The organism is Streptomyces shaanxiensis (assembly GCF_039537145.1).
In the GTDB taxonomy this organism is placed as follows: Bacteria; Actinomycetota; Actinomycetes; order Streptomycetales; family Streptomycetaceae; genus Streptomyces; species Streptomyces shaanxiensis.
The window spans coordinates 157,043-175,891 of record NZ_BAAAZY010000019.1 but is presented as its reverse complement, the minus strand read 5'-3'; the positions used below and the strand labels follow the sequence as shown (position 1 = coordinate 175,891).

The window sequence follows — 18,849 nt, the reverse complement described above, 5'->3', positions numbered from 1 at the left end:
GGCTTGTGCTCCGCCCTTCGCGCACCGCGACACCGCAGTCACGCTACGCTCACGAGGATTCCGGCGCAGACCGGCACCTCGACCCCGCAACAGCGACAGAACGACATCAGACCGGCAGCTCCCCCAGGCGCCCCCACTTCACGGCAGAACGGCACAAGGCAACGAATGCCCCAGCACACCTCCGGGTCCGACCGGGCGGCGATCCCCCCAGCCGCCCGTGACGGTGGCAGCGTGCGGCCGCCCGCACCCTCGACACTCGACGAGCTGTGGCGGTCGTACAAGGCGACGGGGGACGAGCGGTTGCGCGAACAGCTGATCCTGCACTACTCACCGCTCGTCAAGTACGTGGCAGGCCGGGTGAGTGTCGGTCTGCCGCCCAATGTGGAGCAGGCGGACTTCGTGTCGTCGGGGGTGTTCGGGCTGATCGACGCGATCGAGAAGTTCGACATCGACCGGGAGATCAAGTTCGAGACGTACGCGATCACGCGCATCCGGGGCGCGATGATCGACGAGCTGCGGGCGCTGGACTGGATCCCGCGATCGGTGCGGCAGAAGGCGCGGAACGTGGAGCGGGCGTACGCGACGCTCGAGGCGCGGCTGCGGCGGACGCCGACGGAGGCCGAGGTCGCCGTCGAGATGGGGATCGCGGTGGACGAACTCCACGCGGTCTTCAGTCAGTTGTCGCTGGCGAACGTGGTGGCGCTGGAGGAGTTGCTGCACGTCGGCGGCGAGGGCGGCGACGGGCTGAGCGTCATGGACACGCTGGAGGACACCGCCGCGGACAATCCGGTGGAGGTGGCCGAGGACCGGGAGCTGCGGAGGTTTCTGGCGCGGGCGATCAACACGCTGCCCGAGCGGGAGAAGACCGTGGTCACGCTGTACTACTACGAGGGGCTCACCCTCGCCGAGATCGGGAACGTCCTGGGTGTGACCGAGAGCCGGGTCAGCCAGATCCACACCAAGTCGGTGCTGCAGTTGCGGGCGAAGCTGGCCGGCTTCGGCCGTTGACCTGGCGGGACGTGTGTGGGGATCCGTGGAGAGACTCCCGTCGGCGGTGGCGCGTCCGTAGAGTGGTTGACGTGCCAAGGATTCGAGCGGCCTCCGTGGCCGAGCACCGGTCGATGCAGCGAGCCGCCCTGCTGGACGCGGCTCGATCCCTGTTGTCCGAGGGCGGTACGGAGGCGCTGACCTTCCCGGCCCTCGCCGAGCGGACGGGGCTCGCGCGGTCGTCCGTCTACGAGTACTTCCGGTCACGGGCCGCCGTGGTCGAGGAGCTGTGCGAGGTCGACTTTCCTGTGTGGGCCGCGGACGTGTCCGCGGCGATGGAGCGGGAGTCGACGCCCGAGGGCAAGGTCGAGGCGTATGTGCGGCAGCAGCTCGCGCTGGTGGGGGACCGACGGCACCGCGCCGTGGTGGCGATCTCCGCGAGCGAGCTGGACGCCGGGGCGCGGGAGAAGATCCGGGCGGCGCACGGCGGGCTCGTCGCGATGATCGTCGAGGCGCTGGGTGAGATGGGGCACGCGGAGCCTCGGCTCGCGGCGATGCTGTTGCAGGGTGTCGTGGACGCGGCTGTGCGGCGGATCGAGTTGGGGGCGGCGGAGGAGCCGACGGCGATCACCGAGGCGGCTGTTTCGATGGCGCTGAGGGGCGTTCGGGGCTGAGCCCCGCCCACCCGCGCCGCTCCAGCGCCCACCCGTGATCTGTTACGGCAGCGGCACCCCCAGCACCGGCAGCAGCCTCGACGGCCCCCTGCCCAGTAGCTGTGGCGGTAGGAGTGAGAGTGGGTCCAGATAGGTCTCGCCTCTGCGCAGGCCCCAGTGCACGCACGTAGCCGTACAGTGCGAGCCGGTCGCCTCCACGGTGCCCACCGCTTCTCCGGCCTCCACTTCGTCCCCCTTCTTCACCACCGCCCGCACCGGCTCGTACGTCGTCCGCAGCGGCGGATTCCCCGTCCCCGTCAACTCCACCGACACGACGCCCCTGCCCGCGACCCGGCCCGCGAAGGACACCCGGCCCGCTGCGACCGCTCGTACCGGCGCCCCGGCAGGGGCCGACAGGTCCACGCCCCGGTGGCCCCGGTCGTACGGTGTCGGAGGGGGTTCCCAGCCACGCAGGACCGGGGGACGTAACCCGACGGGCCAGGCTCGGCCGATCGCCGGCACGGTGGGGTCCGGGGCCGGCGCCGCGGGCCCGCTCGTGGCCGTCGGGGTCAGTCGTGGGGCCGGTGCCAGCAGGGCGGTCGCCGTCAGGAGCAGCAGCAACACCAACCGCCCGCATGCCCTGGCCATGCCTGTCGTCCTCGCCCATCGCATCTCTCGCATGCCGGTAACCGTCCCGCACCCCCGCCGATCATGGCCGGGATCTGTGGATAACTCCCGAGTTGTGGACAGCGGCGTCACCCGGCGCCTCCCGGGTCCCGTACACTTCTTTTGGCGATCCGGGTCACCGGGTCGACTTCGCACGCCCCGACACGACAACCGGAAACGGTCCGTGTCAGCGCCCCTCGGTCCTTAGTGGCACGGCGCATGTGGGCGTCAGGCGCGGGAGCCGACCGGCCCCCGCGGCACAACCGAGAAATTCAAGGAGAACGGCCATGGCCGTCGTCACGATGCGGGAGCTGCTGGAGAGCGGCGTCCACTTCGGTCACCAGACCCGTCGTTGGAACCCGAAGATGAAGCGCTTCATCTTCACGGAGCGCAACGGCATCTACATCATCGACCTGCTCCAGTCGCTGTCGTACATCGACCGCGCCTACGAGTTCGTCAAGGAGACCGTCGCCCACGGCGGCACGGTCATGTTCGTCGGCACGAAGAAGCAGGCGCAGGAGGCCATCGCCGAGCAGGCCACCCGCGTCGGCATGCCCTACGTCAACCAGCGCTGGCTGGGCGGCATGCTCACCAACTTCTCCACCGTCTACAAGCGTCTGCAGCGCCTCAAGGAGCTCGAGCAGATCGACTTCGAGGACGTCGCCGCTTCGGGTCTGACCAAGAAGGAGCTCCTGGTCCTCTCGCGTGAGAAGGCCAAGCTGGAGAAGACCCTCGGTGGTATCCGCGAGATGCAGAAGGTGCCCAGCGCCGTCTGGATCGTGGACACCAAGAAGGAGCACATCGCGGTCGGCGAGGCCCGGAAGCTCAACATCCCGGTCGTCGCCATCCTCGACACCAACTGCGACCCCGACGAGGTCGACTACAAGATCCCGGGCAACGACGACGCGATCCGCTCCGTCACCCTGCTCACCCGTGTGATCGCCGACGCCGTCGCCGAGGGCCTCATCGCCCGTTCCGGCGTCGCCACCGGCGACAAGGGTGAGAAGGCCGCGGGCGAGCCGCTCGCCGAGTGGGAGCGCGACCTGCTCGAGGGCGAGAAGAAGGCCGACGAGGCTCCGGCCGCTGCCGAGGCTCCGGCCGCTGAGGCCCCCGCTGCCGAGGCCGCTGCCGCTGAGGCTCCGGCTGCCGAGGCTCCGGCCGCCGAGGGCGAGCAGGCCTGACACCGTCGGTGTTGACGGCGGGAGCAGTACCGCAGCCAATAGCGCCTCCGGCGCGGTGAGGTCCGCTCCCGCCGTTCACCCGTAGGTCGACGGAAGGTCAGCGGCCCCGGCTACTCCATGGGGCCGTAGACCCCGTAGATCTTCGATCTTCCAGACTTCGAGAAAGATTCACAGACTCATGGCGAACTACACCGCCGCCGACGTCAAGAAGCTCCGTGAGCTCACCGGCGCCGGCATGATGGACTGCAAGAAGGCGCTGGACGAGGCCGAGGGCAACGTCGAGAAGGCTGTCGAAGCGCTCCGCATCAAGGGCCAGAAGGGCGTCGCCAAGCGCGAGGGCCGCTCCGCCGAGAACGGCGCCGTGGTCTCCCTCATCGCCGACGACAACTCCTCCGGTGTCATCGTCGAGCTGAAGTGCGAGACGGACTTCGTCGCCAAGGGCGAGAAGTTCCAGGCTGTCGCCAACGCGATCGCCGAGCACGTCGCGAAGACCTCCCCGGCCGACATCGAGGCCCTGCTCGCCTCCGAGATCGAGGCCGGCAAGACCGTCCAGGCGTTCGTGGACGAGGCCAACGCCAACCTGGGCGAGAAGATCGTCCTGGACCGCTTCGCGCAGTACGCCGACGGCTTCGTGACCGCGTACATGCACCGCACGATGCCCGACCTGCCCCCGCAGATCGGTGTCCTCGTCGAGCTGGACAAGCCCAACGCCGAGGTCGCCAAGGGCGTCGCCCAGCACATCGCCGCCTTCGCGCCGAAGTACCTCTCCAAGGAGGACGTGCCGGCCGAGGTCGTCGAGTCCGAGCGTCGCGTCGCCGAGGAGACCACCCGCGCCGAGGGCAAGCCCGAGGCCGCCCTGCCGAAGATCGTCGAGGGTCGCCTCAACGGCTTCTTCAAGGACGCCACGCTGCTCGGCCAGCCGTACGCGCTCGACAACAAGAAGTCCGTCCAGAAGATCCTGGACGAGGCCGGTGTCACCCTGAAGCGCTTCTCGCGTATCAAGGTCGGCATCTGAGTCCGTGCCGCGATCGGCGCCCGGCCCCTATAAGGTCGAGGGCAGTCGTTGGCGGACGCCGTCACCGCGCACGCGCGCGTGACGGACGACAGCAGATCTGACGAGGAGGCCATTGCCGCGCATGGGATGCGAAACACACCCCAACCGGCAATGGCCTTCTTCGTATGTGCACCACGTAACAAAGGCGGGATCTCGATGACCACCAAGCCCCAGAAGAGCGACGACGGCAAAGTACGCGGCCGGTTTCTGCTGAAGCTGTCCGGAGAGGCCTTCTCCGGCGGCGGGGGCCTCGGCGTCGACCCGGACGTGGTGCACAAGATCGCCCGTGAGATCGCCTCCGTCGTCCGCGACGGCGCGCAGGTCGCGGTCGTCATCGGCGGCGGCAACTTCTTCCGCGGCGCCGAACTCCAGCAGCGCGGCATGGACCGGGCCCGCTCCGACTACATGGGCATGCTCGGCACCGTGATGAACTGCCTCGCCCTCCAGGACTTCCTGGAGAAGGAGGGCATCGACAGCCGGGTCCAGACCGCCATCACCATGGGCCAGGTCGCCGAGCCCTACATCCCGCTGCGTGCCGTACGGCATCTGGAGAAGGGCCGCGTGGTCATCTTCGGCGCCGGTATGGGCATGCCGTACTTCTCCACCGACACCACCGCCGCCCAGCGCGCCCTGGAGATCGACGCCGAGGCGCTGCTCATGGGCAAGAACGGCGTGGACGGGGTCTACGACTCCGACCCGAAGACCAACCCCGACGCGGTCAAGTTCGACTCCCTCGGCTACGGCGAGGTCATCACCCGCGACCTCAAGGTCGCCGACGCCACCGCGATCACCCTGTGCCGCGACAACAAGCTCCCGATCCTCGTCTTCGAGCTTCTGGCGGAGGGCAATATCGCGCGCGCCGTCAATGGTGAGAAGATCGGCACGCTTGTGGGTGAGCAGGGCAGCCAGGGCTGACGCCCCAGAACGACCCCGTCCGGGGGACGGACGGGACGGACCCTGACCGGGGGATGGACAATGTCCTGCCGGTCGGGAACCGTGCAGGAAGAAGACGCGACGCAGCCGGCCGCCGCCCCCACCCTGGAACCGCAGCCGGGCCTTTAACTCAAGACACGCAGGAGCAAGTGGTGATCGAAGAGACCCTCCTCGAGGCCGAGGAGAAGATGGAGAAGGCCGTCGTGGTCGCCAAGGAGGACTTCGCTGCGATTCGCACCGGCCGTGCGCACCCGGCGATGTTCAACAAGATCGTGGCCGACTACTACGGCGCGCCGACGCCGATCAACCAGCTGGCTTCGTTCTCCGTGCCGGAGCCGCGCATGGCGGTAGTGACCCCGTTCGACAAGACGGCCCTGCGCAACATCGAGCAGGCGATCCGGGACTCCGACCTGGGCGTCAACCCGAGCAACGACGGCAACATCATCCGTGTGGTGTTCCCGGAGCTCACCGAGGAGCGCCGCCGCGACTACATCAAGGTCGCCAAGGGCAAGGCCGAGGACTCGCGAGTGTCCATCCGCTCCGTCCGCCGCAAGGCCAAGGACGCCATCGACAAGCTGATCAAGGACGGCGAGATCGGCGAGGACGAGGGCCGCCGTGCGGAGAAGGAGCTCGACGACACCACGCACAAGTACGTCGCCCAGGTGGACGAGCTCCTGAAGCACAAGGAAGCGGAGCTGCTCGAGGTCTGATGAACGACTCTTCCTGGGGGGCGCCGCCACAAACCGGGCATGCCGGGCACGCTGGGCAAGCCGGGTACTGGGGGGCCGCCGCCGAGCGTGGATCTGTCCAGGGGGCTGCCCCGGCGGGTCCCGCGTACGATGCGCCTGAGGCGCACCAGACTCGCCCCATGCCCATCGTGCCCGACGGACCCGCTGTACCTCGATACGGCGACGACCAGGATGACGACCGGGGGGCCGCTCGGCTGAGCGGCCCCTTGTTCCGCGAACAGCAGCCGCATGCGCGGCAGTACGACACGCCGCAGGCGCGGCCCTACGAGGCGGCGCCGCAGAATCCGGAGCCCATGCCCGACGCCTCGCAGCCGGCGCCCCAGCCGCAGAAGAAGAGCGCGGGGCGCGACCTGGGTTCGGCCATAGGGGTCGGTGTCGGACTCGGCGTGGTGATCGTCGCCTCGTTGTTCGTCGTCAAGGCCGTGTTCGTCGGCGTGGTCGCGGTCGCCGTCGTCGTGGGTCTGTGGGAGCTGACCACGCGGCTCGAGGAGCGCAAGGGCATCAAGGCGCCTCTCGTCCCGCTCGCGCTCGGCGGTGCGGCCATGGTCGTCGCCGGGTACGTCCGCGGTGCCGAGGGTGCCTGGGTCTCGATGGCGCTGACCGCACTGGCCGTACTGGTCTGGCGCATGACCGAACCGCCGGAGGGCTACCTCAAGGACGTCACCGCGGGCGTCTTCGCGGCGTTCTACGTGCCGTTCCTGGCGACGTTCGTCGCGATGATGCTCACCGCCGAGGACGGGGCGTTCCGCGTCCTGACGTTCCTGCTCCTGACGGTCGTCAGCGACACCGGCGCGTACGCCGTCGGCTGGCGCTTCGGCAAGCACAAGCTCGCTCCCCGCATCAGCCCCGGCAAGACCCGCGAGGGCCTGCTCGGCGCGGTGAGCTTCGCGATGGTGGCCGGCGCGCTGTGCATGCACTTCCTGATCGACGACGGCACCTGGTGGCAGGGTCTGCTGCTGGGCCTCGCGGTCGCGGCCAGCGCCACGCTGGGCGACCTCGGCGAGTCGATGATCAAGCGCGACCTGGGCATCAAGGACATGGGCACGCTGCTGCCGGGTCACGGCGGGATCATGGACCGGCTGGACTCGCTGCTGCCCACGGCGCCGGTGGTGTGGCTGCTGCTGGTGCTGTTCGTGGGGTCGGGCTGACGGATCGGGCAGTATCCGGGGAGCCTCCGCTTCGTAGAGCGGGGGCTCCCCGGTTTTGCGCGCGATGGTGTCCCGCGCCGTCTGGTGGGACGATTCCGGTGTACGCCCTCAAGGCACCTCAAAGGGGGTCACCATGACCGCCATCCGAGAAGTCATCGACGTCGACTGCGCGCCGGACGAGGTCTACGCGTATATCACCGACCCGTCCCACCTGCCGGAATGGCAGCTGAGCGCCGTATCCGCGGAGAAACTCGACGAGGGGCCCGTCCACACCGGCTCCCAGGTCCGGGTCACCCGACGTATCGGCACCCGAGAGATCCCGATGACCGTGGAGTTCGACGAGCTCGACCCACCGCACAGCTGGGATCTGCACGGGGTCGACGGCCCTGTCAGGCCCCGCACCCACGGTGAGATCGAGCCGCTCGACGACGGACGGCGCTCCCGCGTGACCATAGAGATCGACTTCGAAGGGCACGGCCTGGGCAAGGTCCTGGTGCCCCTCGTCGTCCGGCCACAGGTCCGCAAGGAACTGCCGCGCGACGAGCAGCTGCTGAAGGACCGGCTGGAGCGCACGACCGACTGAACGTCCTCCGCCCCGGTGCCGAACGGGTCACTCCAGTGGATCTGCGACACTGGTACAGCCATGCCTAAGCCCGGAGAACTCACATTCGTCGCCCCCCGCGGAGCCAAGAAGCCGCCGCGGCATCTTGCCGATCTCACGCCCGGTGAGCGCAAGGACGCCGTTGCCGCGATCGGTGAGAAGCCGTTTCGTGCCAAGCAGCTCTCGCAGCACTACTTCGCGCGGTACGCGCACGACCCGGAGCAGTGGACCGACATCCCCGCCGGGTCGCGCGCCAAGCTGCGGGAGGAGCTCTTCCCCGAGCTCATGACCGTCGTACGGCATCTGTCGACCGACCAGGGCGACACCCGCAAGACGCTGTGGCGGCTGTTCGACGGGACGCTCGTCGAGTCGGTGCTGATGCGGTATCCGGACCGGGTGACCATGTGCATCAGCTCCCAGGCGGGATGCGGGATGAACTGCCCGTTCTGTGCGACCGGGCAGGCGGGGCTGGACCGGAATCTGTCGACCGCCGAGATCGTCCATCAGATCGTGGACGGGATGCGGGCGCTCCGGGACGGGGACGTGCCCGGTGGGCCCGCTCGGCTGTCCAACATCGTCTTCATGGGGATGGGTGAGCCGCTCGCCAACTACAACCGGGTCGTGGGCGCCATTCGGCGGCTCACCGATCCGGAGCCGGACGGGCTCGGGCTGTCCCAGCGCGGGATCACCGTCTCGACCGTCGGCCTCGTCCCGGCCATCCACCGGTTCGCCGACGAGGGCTTCAAATGCCGGCTCGCGATCTCGCTGCACGCCCCCGACGACGAGCTGCGCGACACCCTGGTGCCCGTCAACACACGGTGGAAGGTGCGGGAAGTCCTCGACTCCGGGTTCGAGTACGTCGAGAAGTCGGGCCGTCGACTGTCCATCGAGTACGCGCTCATCCGGGACATCAACGACCAGGCCTGGCGCGGTGACCGGCTCGGGCGGCTGCTCAAGGGCAAGCCCGTGCACGTCAATCTCATTCCGCTGAACCCGACTCCCGGGTCGAAGTGGACCGCGTCCCGGCCCGAGGACGAGAAGGCGTTCGTCGAGGCCATCGCCGCCCACGGTGTACCGGTGACGATCCGGGACACCCGTGGTCAGGAGATCGACGGGGCCTGCGGTCAGCTGGCGGCCACCGAGCGGTAATCTGAGCGCGTACACCCGTACGTACATCTTCATATTCCGACAGGGGAGCGCCACAGCGCTGAGAGTGCGGCAATCAGGCCCGCAGACCCTCTGAACCTCGCCCAGGTCATTCTGGGTAGGAAGTTCGGTCATCACTCAAGCTGTTGCGCCCTGCCCGGGAGCCGAAGAAGGACTCCTGGGCAGGGCCGCGTCTCTTCCTGGTCCATCCCAGGAGGAATTCAGTGAGCATCACCAGCACCACCAGCATCACCAGAAAGTATGTGGCCCTGGCCGTCGGCCTTGGGCTGGTCACGCTGTCCGCGTGCGGATCGTCGTCCGACGACGAGGGATCCGGCGGCTCCGGCGGGTCCAGGACCGTGACGCTCGTCAGCCACAACTCGTTCGCCGTCTCGAAGAACGTCCTCGCCGCGTTCGAGAAGCAGTCCGGCTACAAGGTCAAGGTCCTGGAGGACGGCGACGCCGGGCAGGCCGTCAACAAGGCGATCCTCACCAAGGACAACCCGCAGGGCGACGTCTTCTTCGGTGTCGACAACACCCTGCTGTCGCGGGCGCTCGACAACGGGCTGTTCCAGTCGTACGAGGCGAAGGGCTCCGACGCGATCGAGGAGCAGTACCGGGTCGACCAGGACAAGCACCGGGTCACTCCCATCGACACCGGCGACATCTGCGTCAACTACGACAAGGCGTACTTCAGCGAGCACAAGCTGACCCCGCCGACCTCCCTCGACGACCTGATCAAGCCGGAGTACAAGAACCTCCTCGTCACGGAGAACGCCTCCACCTCCTCGCCCGGCCTCGGCTTCCTGCTCGGCACCGCCGCCAAGTACGGCGACGACGGCTGGCCGGACTACTGGAAGAAGCTCAAGGCCAACGGCGTCAAGGTCGTCGACGGTTGGGAGCAGGCCTACAACGAGGAGTTCTCCGGCTCGGCCGGCGGCAAGAAGGCCAAGGCCGACCGGCCGCTCGTCGTGTCGTACGCCTCCTCGCCGCCCGCCGAGGTCATCTACGGCGACCCGAAGCCGACGACCGCGCCGACCGGCGTCGCCACCGGCACCTGCTTCCGCCAGGTCGAGTACGCGGGCCTGCTCAGCAACGCCAAGAACACCGAGGGCGGCAAGGCGCTGGTCGACTTCATGCTCACCAGGACGTTCCAGGACGACATGCCGCTCAACATGTTCGTCTACCCGGTGCGCGAGGACGCCCAGGTGCCCGAGGAGTTCACCAAGTACGGCCCCCAGGCCGAGAACCCCGAGACCATGGACCCGGCGAAGATCGCCGACAACCGTGACGACTGGGTCAAGTCGTGGACCTCGCTCGTACTGAAGTAGCCCCGGGCAAGGGCCGTACGAAGGCCTTCAAGGGCGGCGCGACGCGGCTCGGCCTCATCACCGTGCCCGTCGCGTTCTTCGCGCTGTTCTTCGCCTACCCCGTCGCCGCGATCGTCGCGCGCGGTCTGAAGGTCGACGGGGTGTGGCAGTTCGGGCGGCTCGCGGAGGTGCTCGGGCAGTCCGACATCCGGCACGTCCTGTGGTTCACCACCTGGCAGGCGCTCGCGTCCACCGCGCTCACCCTGCTGATCGCACTGCCGGCCGCCTATGTCTTCGCCCGCTTCGACTTTCCCGGCAAGCAGGTCCTGCGGGCCGTGGTGACCGTTCCCTTCGTGCTGCCGACGGTCGTCGTCGGTACGGCGTTCCTCGCGCTCGTCGGCCGTGGCGGACTCCTCGACGAGCTGTGGGGCGTACGGCTCGACACCACCGTGTGGGCCATCCTGCTCGCGCACGTCTTCTTCAACTACGCCGTCGTCGTACGGACCGTCGGCGGGCTCTGGGCCCAGCTCGACCCGCGGCAGGAGGAGGCCGCGCGGATGCTGGGTGCGTCGCCGCTGAAAGCCTGGCGTCAGGTCACCCTCCCCGCCCTCGCACCCGCCGTGGCCGCCGCCGCGCTCATGGTCTTCCTGTTCACCTTCACCTCCTTCGGTGTGGTGCAGATCCTCGGCGGCCCCACCTTCTCGACCCTCGAAGTGGAGATCTACCGGCAGACGTCCGAGATCTTCGACCTGTCCACGGCCGCCGTCCTGACGATCATCCAGTTCCTGGCGGTGGCCGGGATCCTCGCCGTGCACGCCTGGACGGTACGGCGGCGGGAGAGCGCCCTGCGCCTGGTGGACGCGTCCGTGACCGCGCGGCGGCCGCGCGGGGCGGGGCAGTGGGCGCTGCTGGCCGGTGTCCTGGCCGTCATCGTCGTACTCCTGCTGCTGCCGCTCGCCGTGCTGGTGCAGCGGTCGCTGGACGCGCCCGACTTCGCGTACTACCGGGCGCTGACCAGCGCCGACGGCGGGGTCTTCCTCGTCGCGCCCATCGAGGCGATCGGCAACTCGCTGCAGTACGCCGTGGTCGCCACCCTCATCGCCATGCTGATCGGCGGTCTGGCAGCGGCCGCGCTGACCCGACGGGACGCGGGGCGGTTCGTCCGCGGTTTCGACGCGCTGCTGATGCTGCCGCTCGGGGTGTCCGCGGTGACGGTTGGGTTCGGGTTCCTGATCGCCCTGGACGAGCCGCCGCTCGACCTGCGCAGCACCTGGATCCTGGTTCCGCTGGCCCAGGCGCTGGTCGGGGTGCCCTTCGTCGTACGGACCATGCTGCCCGTGCTGCGGGCCGTGGACCAGCGGCTACGCGAGGCGGCCTCGGTGCTGGGGGCCTCGCCCTGGCGAGTCTGGCGTGAGGTCGATCTGCCGATGGTGCGGCGGGCGCTGCTGATCGCGGCCGGGTTCGCCTTCGCGGTGTCGCTCGGGGAGTTCGGGGCGACCGTGTTCATCGCACGGCCCGACAACCCGACGCTGCCGGTGGCTGTCGCGCGGCTGCTGGGGCGTGCGGGCGAGCTCAACTACGGCCAGGCGATGGCCCTTTCGACGGTACTGATGGTGGTGTGCGCGGTGGCGCTGCTGGTGCTGGAGCGGCTTCGTACGGATCGGACGGGGGAGTTCTAGATGCTGACGGGTGACGTCCGGATGGTGCCGGGTCTGCTGAGCCTCGAGGGTGCGACCGTGCGCTTCGGCGGGCGCGCCGTGCTCGACGGCGTCGACCTCGAGGTCGACGAGCACGAGATCGTGTGTGTGCTCGGGCCGAGCGGCAGCGGCAAGTCGACGCTGCTGCGGGCGGTGGCGGGGCTGCAACCCCTCGATGCCGGGCGGGTGTCGCTCGACTGGCGGGACCAGGCCGGGGTGCCCGCGCACAAGCGGGGCGTCGGGCTGATGTTCCAGGACCATCAGCTGTTCCCGCAGCGGGACGTCGGCGGCAACGTGGCCTTCGGGGCGCGGATGCACGGCGCCTCCAAGGGTGAACAGGCCGAGCGGGTACGGGAGTTGCTCGACCTGGTCGGACTGCCGGGAGCGGCCGGGCGTGCCGTCGCCTCCCTCTCCGGCGGGGAGCAGCAGCGGGTCGCGCTGGCCCGTGCGCTCGCGCCCCGGCCCCGGCTGCTGATGCTGGACGAGCCGCTGGGCCAGCTCGACCGTTCGCTGCGGGAGCGGCTGGTCGTCGAACTGCGGGAGCTGTTCGGGCGGTTGGGCACCACCGTGCTGGCCGTGACGCACGACCAGGGCGAGGCCTTCGCGCTCGCCGACCGGGTCGTGGTGATGCGGGACGGGCGGATCGCCCAGAGCGGTACGCCGCTCGAGGTGTGGCAGCGCCCGGTGGACGAGTTCGTGGCGCGCTTCCTCGGGTTCGACAACGTGGTCGAGGGCGCCGTCGCCGGGGAGGCCGCCGACACGCCCTGGGGCAAGCTGCCGGTGGGTGAGGGCGCCGGGCAGGGGACGCGGACGCTGCTCGTCCGGCCGGCCGGGGTGCGGCTCGTGGCCCCCGACGCCGGGCTGCGCTGCACGGTCGCGGCGCGCACCTTCAAGGGCACGCATGTCGCCGTGCACCTCCAGCCGGAGGACGCGCCGCGCCTGGAGGCGGCGTGTGCGCTGCGCGACGCGCCGGAGGTCGGGGACACGGTCGGCGTGGAGTTCGACGCAGCGGAAATTGTCCTGCTCGGTTGATCGTTCCGCGCATAGGGTGCGGGGCATGACGCTGCTCGCACATGACCGTTACTGCGACGAGATCGCCCACCAGATAGGCCTGTTGAGGGCTGTCGTGACCTCCGGCGCCGACCTGTCGGCCACCGTGCCCACCTGCCCCGACTGGTCGCTGGAACAGCTCGTACGGCACACGGGCGGCGCCCTGCGCTGGGTGGAGCTGATGGTGCGGACGCGGGCGCAGGAGGAGATCCCGGAGGAGGAGGTGCCGGGGGTCGAGGGCCCCGAGGAGAAGGGCGACCCCGCGGCCCTGGACGCCTGGCTCGCGGAGACCGGCGAGAACATAGTCGCCGCCCTGCGGGAGGCGGGTCCGGACGCCAAGGTGTGGGGCTGGGCCGGGATCCTCAACGCCGGGTTCTGGGCCCGCCGTATGACCCACGAGATCACCGTCCACCGCGCGGACGCGACACTCGCCGCCGGGCTGCCCTACGAGGTCGCGCCGGATGTCGCCGCCGACGCGATCGACGAGTGGCTGCAGATCATCGAGTGGGCCCAGCGGACGCTGCCGGACGATCCGTCGCGGGAACTGCGGCGGCCGGGGAGCAGCATCCATCTGCACGCCACCGACAACACCCCCGACGTGAACGCGGAGTGGTTCATCGACCTCGCCGAGGACGCCGTCGCCTGGCGCCGGGGCCACGAGAAGGCGACCGTCGCGCTGCGCGGCCCCCTCACCGCCGTCCTGCTCGCCTTCTACCGTCGACTGCCGCTGGACAGCCCGCAGTTGGAGGTCCTCGGTGAGCGGGAGCTGCTGGAGTTCTGGCTGGAGCGGGCCACCTTCGGCTGACGCCGGCCGAGGAAGGCGAAGGCCCGCCCCCGGAAGCGGGGACGGGCCCTACGGGCGTACGACGGCGTCAGCGGTCGCTGCTCGCCCCACGGCGGCGCATGCCGAAGAAGACGGCGCCACCGCCGAGCGCGACCAGACCGATCGCGATGCCGGCGATCAGGCCGGTGTTGGAGTTCGCACCGGTCTCGGCGAGGTTGGAGTCACCGGCGTCCGCCGGGGCCGGAGCGTTGCTCTCGGTGCCCGCGGGAGCGGTGCTCTCGCTCTCCGAAGGAGTCGGGGTCGGGGTGTCGGTCTCCTCGGCCGGGGTCGAGGCGGAGTCCGACGGGGTCGGGGTGTCGGACGGAGCCGGCGGCTCCTCCTCTTCCTTCTTGCAGGCCGTGGACGGCGTCGTCAGGTTCGGCTTGATGTCCTCGTCGACATAGCCGGCGGCCTTGACGTGGACGCGGTACTCCGCGTCCGGCTTCCAGTTCTCGGCGAAGGTGATGGTGACACCCTCGCGCGAGCCCTTGACCACCTGCTCGCCGATCTTCTTCAGGTCGGCGCCGTTGTTCTGCAGGTACACGCTGACGGTCGCCGGGATCCCGCTGGGGTCCACGTCGGTGACCGTGATGACGCCCTTGTCGCCGTCGCACTTGGCTTCGGCGGAGAATTCACTGATGTCGCACGCGAGCGCGTTGCCCGCGAGGCCGAGCGCGAGCGCCGCCGAGGCGGAGGCGACACCCAGGGCGCGCACGGAACGTGCGACGGTACGGCGGTTTATGGACACGTTTGTCCTTACGAGTTGCACCACGGAGGGGGGTTGAAGAGGTCGGTGATGTGTCATCACCGTCCCCAGGAGTCTCACAGGTTTATAAGCGTGACATAAGCAGTGTCAACGTGTATGCAGCCCACAGGCGTTGGCTTTGCCCTCTTATTAATCGCCGAGACGTTTCAACGCCTCCGGTACCTCCTCGATCCGGTCAACCAGGGCGATACGGGACTCCATCGAGCGGTCCCGCGCGAGCGACTGGAGCAGGGGCCAGGTCGGCAGTTTCTCGGTCCAGTGCGTGCGGTCGACCAGGACCATCGCAGTGGGCTCACCGCGCGACTCGTAGTAGTTCGGAGTCGCGTTGTCGAAGATCTCCTGGACGGTCCCGGCGGCGCCCGGCAGGAAGACCACGCCCGCGTTCGAGCGGGCCAGGAGGCCGTCCTCGCGGGTGGCGTTGGCGAAGTACTTGGCGATGTGGGAGGCGAAGGGGTTCGGCGGCTCGTGGCCGTAGAACCAGGTCGGGATGCCGATGGACGTGCCGCCCTTCGGCCAGCGGCCGCGCACCTCGAAGGCCGTCGCCGCCCAGTCGGTGATCGAGGGTGTGAACCCGGGTGCCTTCGCGAGGAGTTGGAGGGCGTCAGCGAGCATCTCGTCGTCGTGCGGGGCGGCGTACGCGCCGAGGTTCGCGGCCTCCATCGCGCCCGGGCCGCCGCCCGTGGCGACCGTGAAACCGGCGCGGGCCAGCTCCCGGCCGAGCCGCGCGGCACCCTCGTACGCCTCCGTGCCGCGCCGCATCGCGTGGCCGCCCATGACGCCGACCACCCGGGCGCCGGAGAGGAGTTCGTCGAGGGCGTCGGAGACGGAGTCGTCGTGGACCGCGCGCAGCATGGAGGCGTGGATGTCGCCGTCCGCCTTGGTCCGCTGGAACCAGGCGTAGGCGCGGGCGTCGGGCGTGGCCTCGTAGCCGTCCGCCAGGGACGCGAAGAGTTCGTCGGGGGAGTAGACCAGGCCGCGGTACGGGTCGAAGGGCAGGTCCGGGACCGGCGGGAAGACGAGGGCGCCGTCCGTGCGGATCTTCGCGGCCGCCTCCTCGCGCATCGGGCAGCCGAGGAAGACGGCGCCCGCCGTGTCCGTGCCGAGCAGTTCGCGCGTACGGTCCGTCAGGTCGACGGCCTGGACACGGAATCCGGCCAGGCTGCCGCGCGCCGAGACGGTCGCGTCGAACTCCTCCAGCGTCTCTATCTCACGGTCGTTGTGGTGGGCCGCATGGGCGGGCATCGTCTGCACGCGCCCATGCTAGGCACCGTGCTTCGTCCGGCGGGCGTCAGCCCTCGATGGCCGACGGGTCCATCCAGACGACCTCCCAGGTGTGGCCGTCGAGGTCGTCGAAGGCACGGCCGTACATGAAGCCCATGTCCTGGGTCTTCGCCGAGGCGGTACCGCCGGCGGCTACGGCCTTCTCGACGAGTTCGTCGACCTTGTCGCGGCTCTCGGCGCTCAGACAGACCAGCACCTCGCTGGTCTTCGTGGCGTCCGCGATCTCCTTGTCGGTGAAGGTCGCATAGAACGGCCTGGTGAGCAGCATCGCGACGATGGTGTCGCTGATCACGACGGAGGCGGCGTTCTCGTCGCTGAACTGCGGGTTGATCGAGTAACCGAGCTCCGTGAAGAACTTCTTCGAGGCGTCGAGGTCGTTCACGGGCAGGTTCACGAAGATCATCTGCTGGTACGCGGGCGCGGTCATCGGGGTCTCTCCCATCGGGGTGGTTGCTGTTCGGTGGGGTAGACCGGGGGGTCGGGCGGAACTCATCGCCGGGCGGGAGATTTTTTCCCACGAGTTTTCGGCGGGGTGCCCGATGGCCTCAGCGCGCCAGGGGCAGTGCCGCCAGCTCGGCCACGATCAGGGTGAGGGGGCCGAAGAAGGCCACCAGGACGCCGGCGCGCAGGGCGGCCGCGCTGCGGAGCATCGAGGTGGGGGCACCGAGGCGGAGCAGGGCGGCCGTGGTCTCGGCGCGGGCCTGCTTGGCCTCCAGGGCGGCCGTCAGGAGGGTGGCCACGGTGCAGCTGGTGACCAGGGTGACGCCGACGGTGGTGAGGGGCCCGAAGGCGGACGTGGCGTCGGGGTCGGAGAGGGTGGCCATCGCGTACGCCCCGGAGGTCGCGGCGCAGACGATGCCGAGGGGGCGGCCGATACGGACGGCTTCCGCCATGAGGACGCGGCCGGCCAGGAGGCGGAGGGCGCCGGGGCGTGCGGTCTGGAGGAGGCGGCCGCAGAGGTGGGTGAGGCCGGGGGCGGCCAGGGTGAGGCCGAGGGCGGTGAGGAGCCAGCCCAGCAGGGTGCCGGCGGGGCCGGTGGGGAGGGCGACGGGCATGGTGAGGGTGGTGCCGGTCGCCGCGTGGACCGCGTAGGCCTCCACGGTCAGGCCCGCGGCGATCACCGCGATGCCCCAGGGGAGGCCGGCGGGGGGTTTGCGGGGAGCCGGGGGGAGAACGGGAGCCGGGCCAGTGACGTCGGTGGGGTCGGCCACCGCTTCCGTCCAGTCGGTCGTCGGGTCGCCCGGGGTGGGGGCCGGCGTCTGGGTCGGGTCGCTCGGCTGTGCTTGCGGGGTGCCGTCCTCCGCGACCTGCGCGGCCGCCCCACCCCGCCCCGAATGGGCCCCGAACCTGCCGTACGCCCCGAACGTCCCCCGCGCCACCGACGTGCCGTACGCCCCGACGCGGACGGACGACCGTCCCGCGGGCCGGGTCTGCGGGTGCCGTTCCTTCGGGCGGAGTGCGAAGGCCACCGCCAGGGAGGCGATCGCCGGTACCGGGGTGAGGAGGGTCAGGGTGGCCGGGAGGGGGAGGGGGGTGTCGGCGGCCAGGAACTCCGCGGCGGCGCCGTCGAAGGGCATGCCCGTCAGGTCGCCTCGCAGGTGGAGGAAGAACAGCAGGGCCACCATCGAGCCGAGCGTGCAGGACAGGGCCGTGGTCGTCGCCGAGACGGCCATCAGGCGGGCCGGGCCCAGACCGATCGCCGAGAGGCCGGGGCGGGGCTTGGTGCCGGGGTCCGTGCGGGCCACCGCCACCGCGAAGTGGATCGTCGCGGCCATCGGGGGCAGGCACCAGGCCAGGCGAAGGAGCGACGAGCCGGGGGAATCCGGGTGGGACAGGGCGTAGCCCAGGGCGCTCAGGAGCAGGAAACTCGTACCCGCGGACGCCGCCGCCACCAGCAGGCGGCGCAGCTGTACGGCGGGTTGGGCGCCGGGCGTCAGGCGGAGAGCGAGCACGCGGCCCGGCCTTCCGCCTCGCCGACCGGGGGCAGCTGCACGGTGTTCACACGCCGTCCGTCCAGGAGGGTGATCCTGCGGTCGGCGAGGGGCGCCGCGTCCGCCTCGTAGCTGCTCAGGACGACCGTGATGCCGTGTGAGCGGGCCGCCGTCGTCAGGGTGCGCAGGACCTGCGTGCGGTCGCTGCGGTGCAGGGGCGCCCCCGGTTCGTCGGCGAACAGGACCGTGGGTGAGGGCGCCAGTGCCCGGGCGATGCAGACGCGCTGGCGTTCGGACTGGACCAGCTGGTGCGGGCGCTTGCGGGCCGCCTTGCCGACGTCCAGGCGCTCCAGCCACTCCAGCGCGGCCGTCTTGGCACGCCGACGGCTGGTGCCGCGCAGCATCAGCGGGAGGGCGGCGTTCTCCCAGACGTTCAGTTCGGGGACGAGGGACGGGGCCGGGTCGATCCAGCTGAAGCGGTCGCGGCGGAGCCGTTCGCGGTCCATCGGGCCCATCTTGTGCACCGGCACGCTGTTGAACCAGACCTCGCCGCGCCGTACCGGGAGCAGGCCGGCCAGGCATTGCAGCAGGGTCGTCTTGCCGCTGCCGCGCGGACCGATGACGGCGAGGACCTCACCCTCCTGGACACCGAGCGAGACGCCGCTGAGCGCGGGTGAGCCGTCGTTGTAAGTGAAGTGCAGGGCGCGCGCCCAGAGCACGTCGTTGTCCGGCGGGGCCACCATGACGTACACCTCGCTTCTGATCCGTTTCCCGTACCTGATCCCCCGTGCGGGGGAACGATGGCTCGGCCGATCGGTCACAGGAACGCTAGGCAGCCGTCACCCGGACCCCGGACAACACACGGCCCCGGGC

General features: G+C 70.1%; 19 protein-coding genes. 13 read left to right on the top strand and 6 right to left on the bottom strand.

Translation table 11 applies throughout. The features are described from left to right. Positions 1-165 precede the first annotated feature (165 nt). Together whiG and ABD932_RS31300 are read left to right on the top strand one after the other, a co-directional pair. Positions 166-1,008, top strand: a complete 843-nt coding sequence (whiG, locus tag ABD932_RS31305; protein ID WP_003997555.1) for an RNA polymerase sigma factor WhiG — start codon at positions 166-168, stop codon at positions 1,006-1,008. Positions 1,009-1,103: 95 nt separating this feature from the next. Then, a complete protein-coding gene (locus ABD932_RS31300) occupies positions 1,104-1,661 on the top strand; it encodes a TetR/AcrR family transcriptional regulator (protein ID WP_345018087.1) in 558 nt (185 codons plus the stop codon). Positions 1,662-1,703: 42 nt separating this feature from the next. Here the strand turns inward: ABD932_RS31300 and ABD932_RS31295 are convergent, their stop codons facing one another. After that, entirely contained in the window at positions 1,704-2,288 is a 585-nt protein-coding gene (locus ABD932_RS31295; protein WP_345017810.1) for a murein hydrolase activator EnvC family protein, read from the bottom strand. Between the two features lie 305 nt (positions 2,289-2,593). Here ABD932_RS31295 and rpsB point away from each other — a divergent pair, with 305 nt between their 5' ends. The 11 genes from rpsB (at position 2,594) to ABD932_RS31240 (ending at position 13,980) form a co-directional block, all read left to right on the top strand. Further along, positions 2,594-3,487 carry a 30S ribosomal protein S2 gene (gene rpsB, locus ABD932_RS31290; protein ID WP_126395375.1) on the top strand — a complete coding sequence of 298 codons (894 nt, stop codon included), beginning with the start codon at positions 2,594-2,596 and terminating at the stop codon, positions 3,485-3,487. A 178-nt stretch (positions 3,488-3,665) separates the two neighbouring features. Further along, positions 3,666-4,502, top strand: coding sequence for a translation elongation factor Ts (gene tsf, locus ABD932_RS31285; RefSeq protein WP_126395376.1), 837 nt, complete (start codon positions 3,666-3,668; stop codon positions 4,500-4,502). Positions 4,503-4,697: 195 nt separating this feature from the next. Then, complete coding sequence (pyrH, locus tag ABD932_RS31280) at positions 4,698-5,456, top strand: UMP kinase (protein ID WP_345017806.1); 759 nt, start codon at positions 4,698-4,700, stop codon at positions 5,454-5,456. Between the two features lie 170 nt (positions 5,457-5,626). Next, positions 5,627-6,184 (top strand): ribosome recycling factor, encoded by a 558-nt coding sequence (frr, locus tag ABD932_RS31275; RefSeq protein WP_126395378.1) that lies wholly within the window; start codon positions 5,627-5,629, stop codon positions 6,182-6,184. Continuing rightward, complete coding sequence (locus ABD932_RS31270) at positions 6,184-7,371, top strand: phosphatidate cytidylyltransferase (protein ID WP_345017803.1); 1,188 nt, start codon at positions 6,184-6,186, stop codon at positions 7,369-7,371. The genes frr and ABD932_RS31270 overlap by 1 nt, the downstream gene beginning before the upstream one ends. A gap of 133 nt (positions 7,372-7,504) precedes the next feature. Then, a complete protein-coding gene (locus tag ABD932_RS31265; RefSeq protein ID WP_345017801.1) occupies positions 7,505-7,954 on the top strand; it encodes an SRPBCC family protein in 450 nt (149 codons plus the stop codon). Positions 7,955-8,014: 60 nt separating this feature from the next. Beyond that, on the top strand, positions 8,015-9,121 hold the full coding sequence (gene rlmN / locus ABD932_RS31260; RefSeq protein WP_345017799.1) for a dual-specificity RNA methyltransferase RlmN: 1,107 nt from the start codon (positions 8,015-8,017) through the stop codon (positions 9,119-9,121). A 221-nt stretch (positions 9,122-9,342) separates the two neighbouring features. Next, positions 9,343-10,449: a thiamine ABC transporter substrate-binding protein gene (locus tag ABD932_RS31255; protein WP_345017797.1), complete on the top strand. Its 1,107-nt coding sequence runs from the start codon at positions 9,343-9,345 to the stop codon at positions 10,447-10,449. Further along, positions 10,425-12,107: an ABC transporter permease gene (locus tag ABD932_RS31250; RefSeq protein WP_345017796.1), complete on the top strand. Its 1,683-nt coding sequence runs from the start codon at positions 10,425-10,427 to the stop codon at positions 12,105-12,107. Before ABD932_RS31255 ends, ABD932_RS31250 begins: the two co-directional genes overlap by 25 nt. Continuing rightward, entirely contained in the window at positions 12,108-13,157 is a 1,050-nt protein-coding gene (locus ABD932_RS31245; RefSeq protein WP_345017794.1) for an ABC transporter ATP-binding protein, read from the top strand. A gap of 25 nt (positions 13,158-13,182) precedes the next feature. Further along, complete coding sequence (locus tag ABD932_RS31240) at positions 13,183-13,980, top strand: maleylpyruvate isomerase family mycothiol-dependent enzyme (RefSeq protein ID WP_345017792.1); 798 nt, start codon at positions 13,183-13,185, stop codon at positions 13,978-13,980. Positions 13,981-14,047: 67 nt separating this feature from the next. On the opposite strand, the gene ABD932_RS31235 is transcribed toward ABD932_RS31240, so the two are convergent. The 5 genes from ABD932_RS31235 to ABD932_RS31215 all read right to left on the bottom strand — a co-directional run bounded on the left by ABD932_RS31235 (position 14,048) and on the right by ABD932_RS31215 (position 18,719). Then, positions 14,048-14,713, bottom strand: a complete 666-nt coding sequence (locus ABD932_RS31235) for an LAETG motif-containing sortase-dependent surface protein (protein WP_425587544.1) — start codon at positions 14,711-14,713, stop codon at positions 14,048-14,050. Between the two features lie 180 nt (positions 14,714-14,893). Beyond that, complete coding sequence (locus ABD932_RS31230; RefSeq protein WP_345017788.1) at positions 14,894-16,015, bottom strand: LOG family protein; 1,122 nt, start codon at positions 16,013-16,015, stop codon at positions 14,894-14,896. Positions 16,016-16,052: 37 nt separating this feature from the next. Next, a complete protein-coding gene (locus tag ABD932_RS31225; protein WP_345017786.1) occupies positions 16,053-16,472 on the bottom strand; it encodes a VOC family protein in 420 nt (139 codons plus the stop codon). Positions 16,473-16,590: 118 nt separating this feature from the next. Then, positions 16,591-17,997, bottom strand: coding sequence for a hypothetical protein (locus ABD932_RS31220; RefSeq protein WP_345017784.1), 1,407 nt, complete (start codon positions 17,995-17,997; stop codon positions 16,591-16,593). After that, complete coding sequence (locus ABD932_RS31215) at positions 17,979-18,719, bottom strand: ABC transporter ATP-binding protein (protein ID WP_345017782.1); 741 nt, start codon at positions 18,717-18,719, stop codon at positions 17,979-17,981. The genes ABD932_RS31220 and ABD932_RS31215 overlap by 19 nt, the downstream gene beginning before the upstream one ends. Positions 18,720-18,849: the final 130 nt, after the last annotated feature.